General features: G+C 33.1%; 9 protein-coding genes. 3 read left to right on the forward strand and 6 right to left on the reverse strand.

Annotated elements, in window-relative coordinates; all coding sequences use genetic code 11:
* Positions 1-53: 53 nt before the first annotated feature.
* The 5 genes from ACHRVX_RS12470 to ACHRVX_RS12490 all read right to left on the reverse strand — a co-directional run bounded on the left by ACHRVX_RS12470 (position 54) and on the right by ACHRVX_RS12490 (position 3,362).
* Entirely contained in the window at positions 54-866 is an 813-nt protein-coding gene (locus ACHRVX_RS12470) for a TPM domain-containing protein (RefSeq protein WP_395332634.1), read from the reverse strand.
* Positions 867-869: 3 nt separating this feature from the next.
* Complete coding sequence (locus tag ACHRVX_RS12475; protein WP_395332636.1) at positions 870-1,307, reverse strand: TPM domain-containing protein; 438 nt, start codon at positions 1,305-1,307, stop codon at positions 870-872.
* A 70-nt stretch (positions 1,308-1,377) separates the two neighbouring features.
* The gene (locus ACHRVX_RS12480) at positions 1,378-1,959 is read right to left on the reverse strand and encodes a LemA family protein (protein ID WP_395332638.1); all 582 of its coding nucleotides are present in this window, start codon (positions 1,957-1,959) and stop codon (positions 1,378-1,380) included.
* Between the two features lie 44 nt (positions 1,960-2,003).
* Positions 2,004-2,336, reverse strand: a complete 333-nt coding sequence (locus tag ACHRVX_RS12485; RefSeq protein WP_395332640.1) for a MerR family transcriptional regulator — start codon at positions 2,334-2,336, stop codon at positions 2,004-2,006.
* Between the two features lie 48 nt (positions 2,337-2,384).
* Positions 2,385-3,362: a M23 family metallopeptidase gene (locus ACHRVX_RS12490; protein WP_395332642.1), complete on the reverse strand. Its 978-nt coding sequence runs from the start codon at positions 3,360-3,362 to the stop codon at positions 2,385-2,387.
* A 254-nt stretch (positions 3,363-3,616) separates the two neighbouring features.
* Between ACHRVX_RS12490 and alaS the strand changes: the two genes are divergently transcribed.
* Entirely contained in the window at positions 3,617-6,298 is a 2,682-nt protein-coding gene (alaS, locus tag ACHRVX_RS12495; protein WP_395332644.1) for an alanine--tRNA ligase, read from the forward strand.
* A 296-nt stretch (positions 6,299-6,594) separates the two neighbouring features.
* Here the strand turns inward: alaS and ACHRVX_RS12500 are convergent, their stop codons facing one another.
* The gene (locus ACHRVX_RS12500) at positions 6,595-8,340 is read right to left on the reverse strand and encodes an ABC transporter ATP-binding protein (protein WP_395332646.1); all 1,746 of its coding nucleotides are present in this window, start codon (positions 8,338-8,340) and stop codon (positions 6,595-6,597) included.
* A 385-nt stretch (positions 8,341-8,725) separates the two neighbouring features.
* Between ACHRVX_RS12500 and ACHRVX_RS12505 the strand changes: the two genes are divergently transcribed.
* Positions 8,726-9,505 (forward strand): hypothetical protein, encoded by a 780-nt coding sequence (locus tag ACHRVX_RS12505; protein ID WP_395332648.1) that lies wholly within the window; start codon positions 8,726-8,728, stop codon positions 9,503-9,505.
* Positions 9,506-9,656: 151 nt separating this feature from the next.
* Positions 9,657-10,613 carry a GSCFA domain-containing protein gene (locus ACHRVX_RS12510; RefSeq protein ID WP_395332650.1) on the forward strand — a complete coding sequence of 319 codons (957 nt, stop codon included), beginning with the start codon at positions 9,657-9,659 and terminating at the stop codon, positions 10,611-10,613.
* The last annotated feature ends 71 nt before the right edge of the window (positions 10,614-10,684 follow it).

The raw sequence follows: 10,684 nt of genomic DNA on the forward strand, positions 1-10,684 counted from the left end.
TTTAGTTTAAAACCTAAAACCTGAAACAAAGAAAACCTGAAACAAAAACTGTTTTACCAGCCTCCGCTTGAACCTCCACCAGAGAATCCGCCTCCGCCAAAACCTCCACCGAAGCCTCCGCCACCGCCGGATGATCCGCCGCCAAATCCGCTTCCGCCGCTTCTTCCAAGACTGCTTAAAAGAATAACATCGAGAAGACTTGGACCTCCGCCATTATTATTGCCTGAATTTCCTCCGCCGCCTTTGTTTCGTGACAGTAAAATTAATACAATTACTACAATAATAATAATTGGGATTATAGGAAAATCTTTTCCTTTGGTTTGTTTACGCTCACCTTTAAACTTTCCTTTAAAAACATCAATTATAGCGTCTGTTCCTTTGTCAAGTCCGTTGTAAAAACTTCCTGCTTTGAATTCAGGAATAATAATATTTCGAATTATTGTTCCGCCTATTCCGGCAGTCAAACGATCTTCAACTCCGTATCCGGGATTAATGGCAATTTTCTTTTCGGCTTTAGCCAATAAAATAATAACACCATTATCATCTTGTTTTGTTCCGCCAATTCCCCAGGTTTGTCCCCATTTAGTAGCTAATTGAGAAACATCTTCGCCTTTTAAACTTTCTATCGTAATCACTACGATTTGAGTTGTAGTAGAGTCAGAGTATCGAATTAATTTTTCTTCGAGCTGTGCTTTTTCAGATGCGCTTAAAACATTTGCATAATCATAAACAGAAGTTTGAAAACTTGGTTTTTCAGGAATTGTAAACTGTGCAAGAATAGAATTACAAGTAAAAAATGCTAATAGCAAAAAAGTAAACTGAAAAAATCTTGTAGAATTTGAGATTTTATTTTTGGAATTTTTCATCATTTAACCTTTTGATATTTCGTTTGATAATTCGTTGGTATCGCCTTCAAAACCGGGAAAGTATTTTTTTAATTGTTCGCCGGCATTTAGAATGCCATCAACAATACCTTGTTTAAAATTTCCTGATTTAAAGTGATTTACCATAATGTCTTTCGTGCAATCCCAAAAATCATTTGCTACAACATCATTAATGCCTTTATCTCCACAAATAGCAAATGTTTTATCAGCTACTGCAAAGTAAAATAAAACCCCATTCTGAAGTCGGGTTTCATTCATTTTTAAATCATAAAAAACTTCTAAAGCCCTGTCAAAAGGAACTTTAGAAGTTGTTTGTTCTATATGTACTCTAATTTCGCCAGAAGTATTTTTTTCGGCTACGCGAATAGCTTCAACAATATCTTGTTCTTCTTCTTTGGACAAAAAATCTTCTACTTTTGACATTGAAATTATTTTAGAGTTCAGATTTCGGATTTCGGATTAAATCAGAAATCGTCAACCAAAAAATTATTTTTTAGAATTTTACTTCAACTGGTTTATCAGCACCTGCAACGGCTTCAAAGTATGGCTTTTCCTTGTAGCTTAGAAACCAATTGTTAGGAATAGCCAATATATAACCATTATAGTCCTGAACAGCTTCGTTGAAACGGGTTCTTGCAGTTAAAATTTGATTTTCTGTACTTGCCAACTCGTCTTGTAATTTCAGGAAATTTTCATTTGCTTTTAACGTTGGATATTGTTCTACAGAAACTAATAATCTTGATAAAGAAGATGATACACCACTTTGAGCCTGATTAAACTGCGCTAATTGCTCAGGAGTTACATTGCTAGGGTCAATAGTTACAGATGTAGCTTTTGCTCTTGCTTCGATAACTGCTGTTAAAGTTGATTTTTCGAAATCTGCAGCACCTTTTACTGTGTTTACAAGATTCCCGATAAGGTCATTTCTTCTTTGGTAAGTTGTACTAACATTTCCCCATTCTTTATTAACTGCCTGATTTTTTTGCAATCCGGTATTTTTAATTCCAATTGACCAAAAAGCAATAATAGCGATAAGTGCTATAATAATTCCTACGGGGATTAACCATTTTTTCATATCTGTTTTGATTTAAGTTTGTTCTAAATTATGTAATAAATATATTATAATTCGTTTTTAATTTCGTTTAGTTGCGCTTTTATGGTCTCTAATTTACGTATTATTTCGAATTTATCTAATGTTTTCTTTTGTCCTTCTTTCAAATGTGTTCTTGCGCCATCAAGTGTAAAACCTCTTTCTTTAACTAAATGATAAATCAATTGCAGGTTGGTGATATCTTCGGGCGTAAACATTCTGTTGCCTTTGGCATTCTTTTTTGGTTTTAAGATATCAAATTCACTATCCCAAAACCGAATCAACGATGCATTGACATTAAAAGCTTTGGCAACTTCGCCAATGCTATAATACCTTTTATCTTTTGAAAGCTCGATATGCATGATTTGTAATTTTCTGTTTTTATTCCAAAAATACAACTTTTTGGAGGATTAATCTAATGACTGGTTTTCCTGGTTCGCCATTTGTGAAATTGCTACATATTCCTCCGCCGAGATATTTCCGTAATAAAAATTCAACGGGTTGACGACTTTTCCGTCTTTATGAACTTCGTAATGGCAATGCGGTCCTTCGGATCTTCCGGTACTTCCCACATAACCAATAACATCGCCTCGTTTTACATGCTGACCCGCTCTGCAATTGTATTTGCTTAAATGCGCATACAAACTTTCGTATCCAAAACCGTGCCTGATCACCACATGATTTCCAAATCCTGAAGCCGCTGCGTCTGCTCTTTCTACAACGCCATCGCCCGTGGCATAAACCGGAGAACCTGTATTTGCGGTGAAATCCATTCCGTTATGCATTTTTCTCACTTTCGTGAAAGGATCCGTTCTGTATCCAAAACCCGAAGCCATTCGTTTTAAATTTTCATTTCTAACAGGCTGAATTGCCGGAATCGCTAGTAATAAGTTGCCTTTTAGACTCGCTAATTTCAAAATTTCATCTAATGATTGAGATTGAATCGCTAATTGTTTTGATAACCGGTCTATTCGTTTTGTGGTATTTAAAACCAATTGCGAGTTATTATAGCCTTCTAAATCCTTATAACGTTTGGGATCTCTAAAACCGGCTTTTCTGATAGAATCAGGAATTTCGGTTTTATTAAAGTAAACCCTGTAAATATTGTTGTCCCGGTTTTCTAAAGCGTCTGTTACATCATCAATTTCATCCATCTTTTTGTTCAAAATCGAATATTGCAATTTCAAATTTTCGATTTCACGCGCTTGTAAACGATCTTTTGGAGTTTCGAAATACGGAGTGTTTATTAAAAGTACAAAAACTAAAAAGCCAAATAACGCCGAAGCCAGCAAAAACAGTAATGCATAACCGATTTTGATTCTTTTTCTGGTTTTTATTTTCGTATAAGCCAGATTTTCTGAGTCGTAATAATATTTTACTTTCGCCATATTTTAAAATACCCTATTTTTGCAGCTTGTAAAATAGTTTGTCGAACAAATTTAATAAATGTTTCAGTTGTTGACCGCTTTTTTCAAGAATAAAAAACAATTAGATAATGTGTCAATTTGATAATTAGATAATGCTTTAAAAACGAAATTTATTGTTTTAAATTTTAAGTTTTAATTGAATTTTTCTAATGTTCACATTTTCAGATTGATGAATTATCTAATTGACACATTTTCAAATTATCTCATTAATAAACATGAAATCACAAGACGTACGTAAACAATTTCTAGACTTTTTTAAAAGCAACGGACACTTAATCGTTCCATCTGCTCCAATCGTTCTTAAGGACGATCCAACTCTTATGTTCAATAACTCGGGAATGGCCCAGTTTAAAGAATATTTTTTAGGAAACGGAACTCCAAAAAGTAAAAGAATAGCCGATACGCAAAAATGTCTTCGTGTTTCAGGAAAACATAATGATCTTGAAGATGTTGGGTTTGATACCTATCATCATACTATGTTTGAAATGTTAGGTAACTGGTCTTTTGGCGATTATTTTAAAAAAGAAGCAATCAATTGGGCTTGGACCTTATTGACAGAAGTGTATAAAATACCAAAAGAAAATCTGTATGTTTCTGTTTTTGAAGGAAGCAAAGAAGATAATGTACCGTTTGATCAGGAAGCTTGGGATATCTGGAAAACATTAATCGATGAAGACCGAATTATTCTTGGAAATAAAAAAGATAATTTCTGGGAAATGGGAGATCAGGGACCATGCGGACCTTGTTCTGAAATTCACGTTGATTTACGTTCAGAAGAAGAAAAAGCACAAGTTTCAGGAAAAAGCTTAGTAAATAACGATCACGCACAAGTAGTTGAAATCTGGAATAATGTATTCATGGAATTCAACCGTAAAGCAGATGGATCTCTTGAAAAACTTCCTGCGCAACACGTAGATACCGGAATGGGATTTGAGCGTTTGTGTATGGCTTTACAAGGAAAAACATCTAATTATGATACCGATGTTTTTACACCACTTATCGAAAAAGTAGAACAAATTACAGGTTTAAAATATACTTCTAATGAGATAAAAAACATTTCAGAAGAACAAAATAAAACCAATATTGCAATTCGTGTAGTTGTAGATCACATTCGTGCAGTTGCGTTTGCAATTGCCGACGGGCAATTACCATCTAACACCGGAGCGGGTTATGTAATTCGTAGAATTTTGCGTCGTGCAATTCGTTACGGATTTACGTTTTTGGGTACAAAAGAACCTTTTATCAATAAATTAGTAGAAGTTCTGGCAAACCAAATGGGTGAATTTTTCCCTGAGATTAAATCACAGCAACAATTTGTTACCAATGTAATTCGTGAAGAAGAAGCTTCTTTCTTAAGAACTCTTGACCAAGGTTTAGAAATTTTTGAAAAAGAAGTACTTGCTTTAACTACTACTTTTTATTCTCCAGAGGGGAATGTTATTTCTCATGAGAGTAAAAAAATCATATCAGGAGAAACAGCTTTTAAATTATACGATACTTTTGGATTCCCAATTGATTTAACAATCTTAATTGCAAAAGAAAAAGGTTTACAAGTAGACGAACAAGGTTTTGATGAAGAAATGCAAATCCAAAAAAATCGTTCACGTGCAGCATCAGAAGTTTCAACAGAAGACTGGACTGTTTTGATTTCAGGAAATGTTGAGACATTTGTGGGTTATGACAAAGTAGAAAACGAAGTGAAAATCACCAGAATTCGTAAAGTAGATTCTAAAAAAGACGGAATTTTATACCAGATCGTTTTGGATAATACACCGTTTTATCCGGAAGGTGGAGGACAAGTTGGTGATAAAGGAACTTTGGTTTCTGCAAATGAAACGATTGAAATCATCGATACTAAAAAAGAAAACAATTTGATTTTGCATTTTGCAAAACAATTGCCAGAAAATATTGAAGCTGCTTTTACAGCAAAAGTAAATAACGATTTAAGAACCTCAACTTCTAAAAATCATTCGGCTACGCATTTAATGCATTTGGCTTTGAGAAACCTTCTTGGAACTCACGTTGAGCAAAAAGGTTCATTGGTAAATCCGAATTATTTGCGTTTTGACTTTTCTCATTTTTCTAAAGTTTCAGAGGATGAATTACGTCAGGTTGAAGCAAGTGTAAATGCACAAATTGAAGCACAATTGCAATTGACAGAACACAGAAATATTCCAATTAAAGAAGCATTAGATAAAGGTGCAATGGCTCTATTTGGAGAGAAATACGGAGATAATGTTCGTATGATTGAATTTGGTGAAAGTAAAGAACTTTGCGGTGGAATTCACGTCAAAAACACGGCAGAAATCTGGCATTTCAAAATCATTTCTGAAGGTGCGGTAGCGGCTGGAATTCGTCGTATTGAAGCCATTACGGGTGATGCAGTAAAAGACTTCTATCAAAATCAGGAGAATACTTTAGCTGAAATAAAAGAGACATTAAAAAATCCACAGGATATTTTAAAATCAGTAGCTTCTTTACAGGATGATAATGCTAAGCTTAAAAAGCAAGTAGAGCAATTATTAAAAGAAAAAGTAAACGCTTTAAAAACAGAATTAGAAAAAGATTTCCAAGAAATAAACGGAGTAAATTTCCTTGCAAAACAAGTAGATTTAAGCATGGCTTCGACTAAAGATTTAGCTTCTGCTTTAGGAAGTTCAAAAGCTGATTCATTCGTATTCTTAGCTTCTGTAGAAGATGGTTTGCCAAATATTCACTGTTATATCTCTAAAGAATTGGTGGCAGGTAAAAGCTTAAATGCAAATGCTGTTATTAAAGAGTTAGGAAAATATATTGAAGGAAATGGAGGAGGACAGCCTTTCTTCGCATCCGGAAAAGGTAAAAATACTGCTGGAATTGCTGAGGCTTTAGTTCACGCAGTTGATTTTGTGAAGTAAGTTTGCTAAGAATCTAAGAATCTAAGTTGCTAAGGTTCTAAGTTTTTATACGTTAAAAAATAAACCCGATAGTTTTTTTAAACTATCGGGTTTTCTATTTATACTATTGTATTTCCTCATTTTATGTCATTTCGACGAAGGAGAAATCTCCGTAAGTAACTCAGTAACGAAAATAAATCTTTGTCGAGTTTCTCGCGAGGATTTCTCCTTCGTCGAAATGACAAATAGTACGCTTAATCTCAGGAAAGCTAAAAAAACTTAGCAGCTTAGAACCTTAGCATCTTAGGAACTTGAAGCTATTTTCTTTCACCAATTTGCTGACGCCACATAGCATAATACAAACCTTTCTCAACAATCAAATCCTCATGTTTACCAGATTCAATAATTTTACCTTGTTCCAGTACAAAGATTTTATCGGCGTGTAAAACAGTTGATAATCTATGGGCGATTAAAACCGTGATTCTGTTTTGATCGGATATATTTCTGATTGTGGCATTGATTTCTTCTTCGGTAATAGAATCTAAAGCAGAAGTTGCTTCATCAAATATCAATAAATTTGGATTTCTTAAAATTGCGCGGGCAATAGACAAACGTTGTTTTTCACCACCTGAAACTTTAATTCCGCCTTCACCAATTGTCGTATTTAAACCATCTTCGGCACGTTGCAGTAATTTTTCACAGCTCGCTTTTTTAAGAGCATCATATAAATCTTCATCCGTTGCATTAGGTCTAACAAACAATAAATTTTCACGAATTGTTCCGGAGAATAACTGAGCATCTTGCGTAACAAATCCTAATTGTTTTCTTAAATCAAGTAAATCAATTTCGGTAGAATCTATGTCATTATAAAAAACCTGCCCTTCTGCGGGAGTGTATAATCCAACCAATAATTTTACCAATGTTGTTTTTCCGGAACCGGATGGGCCAACAAAAGCAACGGTTTCGCCTTGTTTAATTTCGAAATTGATGTTTTCAACCGCTTTGAATTTGGCAGTTTTATGCTTAAAACTCACATTCGAAAAAAGCAAAGATCGAATTGCACCAACATGCTTAGGAGTTTTTGGGCGAAATTCTTTTGGAGCACTCAATAAAGTTTTGAAATTTTCCATTGAAACTTTGGTTTCATTCAGAGCAATAATAAAATTTCCTAATTCCTGAAGAGGTCCAAAAATAAAGAATGTAAAAAATACCATCGTCAATAAATCTCCAACAATAATTTTTTGTCCAAATAAGAAATAATATAAAGTAAATACAACACAGGTTCTTAAAAAGTGAACTGTTGTACCTTGGATAAAACTCAAGCTTCTGATAAAGCGAATTTTTTCTAATTCTAATTGCAGGATTTTAAAAGTATTTAAATTCAGACGTTTTTCTTCCTGATAGGTAAGTCCCAAACTTTTTACAAGTTCAATGTTTCTTAAACTTTCGGTTGTAGAACCGGCAAGAGCGTTTGTTTGATTCACGATTTTTCGGGAAACAACTTTAATCTTTTTACCTAAATACGAACTGATTAAAGCAATAATTGGGGCCGTAACCAAAAAGATAAGCGAAATTCGATAATCGATTCTGGCAACATATACAATTACAAATATGAATCCAATAATAGTCTGAAAAATCAAAGAGATCGAAAGCGTAATTAATTTTTCTGAATCAGAACGAACTTTTGTCAATTTACTTAAAGTTTCACCGCTTCGCTGATCTTCGAATTCTGCATAAGGCAAATCAAGTGATTTTTTAATTCCGTCAGTATACATTTGCGCTCCTGTACGCTGAATCACGACATTGGTAAAATAGTCCTGAAAGTTTTTGGTAATTCTTGAAATCATGGCAGCACCAAGAGAAAGTCCAAGCCAGAAAGATAATGATTTAATGAAACCAATTTCATTTCCTGCATATTTGTGGAGTCCAACACCGCAATCCTGCATTAATTTACCGGTAATAATAGAGTCTGATAAGCTGAAACAAATGTTTATAGAGGCCATAATCAACGCAAAAAGCAAAAGCATTTTGTGTTTAATTATATAAGAATATAATAATTTCATAGGTGAGTTTGAATTTAGAGATGCAAAAGTAGTGAATAGTTTGGCTTTCTAAAGTTGCTTTTTGTTATTAAAACTGTAATTTTTTTCACAATTGAAATTACCGGAGTATTTTTTTAAAGTCATGAATGCTTTAATTTTTTATGAAAAATATTTTGTGAAACCGGCGCGATACAATACTTAAGAAAACAGCTGGGTATTTATACTGTATTTTACTTTTAGCTAAATTTTTACGAAGACAATTATTTTTATATGTTTCTGTTTATTAGTGCATTACTAATTCTTTAAATGTTGTCTGTTTATTTTTTAAGTTTGAATGTGGAATCCCGTAAGGATTTGGTTTTGGGTTATATTACGTTTGCAGCAAACAAATTTAACCTATAAAAAAATGAAAAAAATTTTATTCCTTTTCAGTGCCTTATCGATGGTACTGATCTCTTCTTGTTCTAGTGATGATTCTTCAACAGATGAGGGTTCTGCAACACTTTTACCTCAAAAAATAACTGAAACGACTGTTGAAAACGGAAAATCAGGAAGTCTTGTTTATACTTTAACTTACGACGGAAACAAGTTAAAAGACATCGCTACTACAGATGCTTCGAGAACTGTTTATACTTATACAGGTGATGTTATAACTAAAGTTGAATCATATAAGTCAGGAGTTTTACAATCTACTGATACTTATGCTTATGAAAACGGAAAATTAATGTCTAAAATTACGGCTAACGCTTTTAGTACTTCTTCTCAGGAAAAATTGACTTTAGTTTATAATGCAGATGGTACTGTTACTGTAAAAGTATCCGAAATAGTAAACAAGGTAGAAATTCCTTATGACTCTAAAACTATTTATACGTTTTCTAACGGAAATCTTGTTTCGACATTATACAGCGATGCAGGATCAGAAAAAATCACAAGTACATTTGATGATAAGAAAAGTCCTTTTACTAACATAACAGGAATAAAACTTTTATTGGATTTAGATGATAATTTTGATTTTTCATCAGTAAATAATACAGTAACAAACATTACTACAACTTATGATTCTAATGGAAAACTTACTCAAACTGCAACTGTAACAACTACAAATAAATACAATAGTAGTAATTTCCTTACTGAAGCTTTCGTAGGAGATGCTAAAGATTCTGAAAAACTTGAAATTGCTTATTAATTAGTTTTTTTTTTTTACAATAAAAATAAATCTAAATCAGCAAAAAAGCGGATTTTGGGATTTAAAATAGTTTTACCTGAAAAACCAAATACTTCTGTATTTGGTTTTTTTATTGGTGAAAATTCGTGAAATTCGTGTTTAAATCAAAACCATGCAATTCAGAACCCAAATCCCAATTTCTAAAACCAATAATCCAATAGATTATAACTCAAAGATAATTTCTATAGGTTCTTGTTTTGCAGAAAATATGGCGAAGAAATTTGATTACTTTAAGTTTCAAAACACGACAAATCCGTTTGGCATAATTTTTAATCCAGTTTCGATCGAGAAAATAATTAGTAGAATAGTTAAACAGGTATTGTATACAGAGAAAGATGTTTTTTTTTATAACGAACGCTGGCACAGTTACGAAGTACATTCTGATTTAAGTAATTCAGACCGAGAGGAATTGCTGGAAACGCTAAACAAAGCAATTTCAGAAACCGGCAAACAATTAAAAGAAGCTACGAATATCGTTATAACTTATGGAACTTCATGGATTTATAGAAACATAGAAAGCAATGAAGTTGTAGCCAATTGCCATAAAGTACCTCAAAAGCAATTCACGAAAGAGTTGTTGTCAGTAAATGAAATTGAGCAAAGCATTCAAAATACAATTGCTTTAATTCATGTTTTAAATCCTGATATCAACTTCCTATTCACAGTTTCCCCTGTTAGACATATCAAAGATGGTTTTGCAGAAAATCAAGTCAGTAAATCGCATTTATTTGCTTCGCTACACAGTAATCTAGTATCTAAAATCAACAGTTTAAAATTAGAATATTTTCCTTCCTACGAAATCATGATGGACGAACTTCGTGATTATCGTTTTTATACTGAGGATATGTTGCATCCCAATCAGGTTGCGATCGATTATATCTGGCATAAATTCAGCGAGAATTATATGACTGAAAATAGTATTAAAACTATGATTGAAATTTCTGATATTCAAAAAAGCCTGCGTCATCGAAGCTTCAATCCGGAATCACAACAGCATAAAAAATTCCTGGCTAAACTTCAGGAAAAAATAAGCATTATCGAAAAAAGCTGGTCGCATATTACGTTTTGATCCAAATCACTTTAAATAAAAAACTTAGCATCTTTCGAGTCTTTCTACCTAGTAAAAAGTAAGAAAATAAT

This window comes from Flavobacterium sp. FlaQc-47 (assembly GCF_044006475.1).
Classification (GTDB): domain Bacteria; phylum Bacteroidota; class Bacteroidia; order Flavobacteriales; family Flavobacteriaceae; genus Flavobacterium.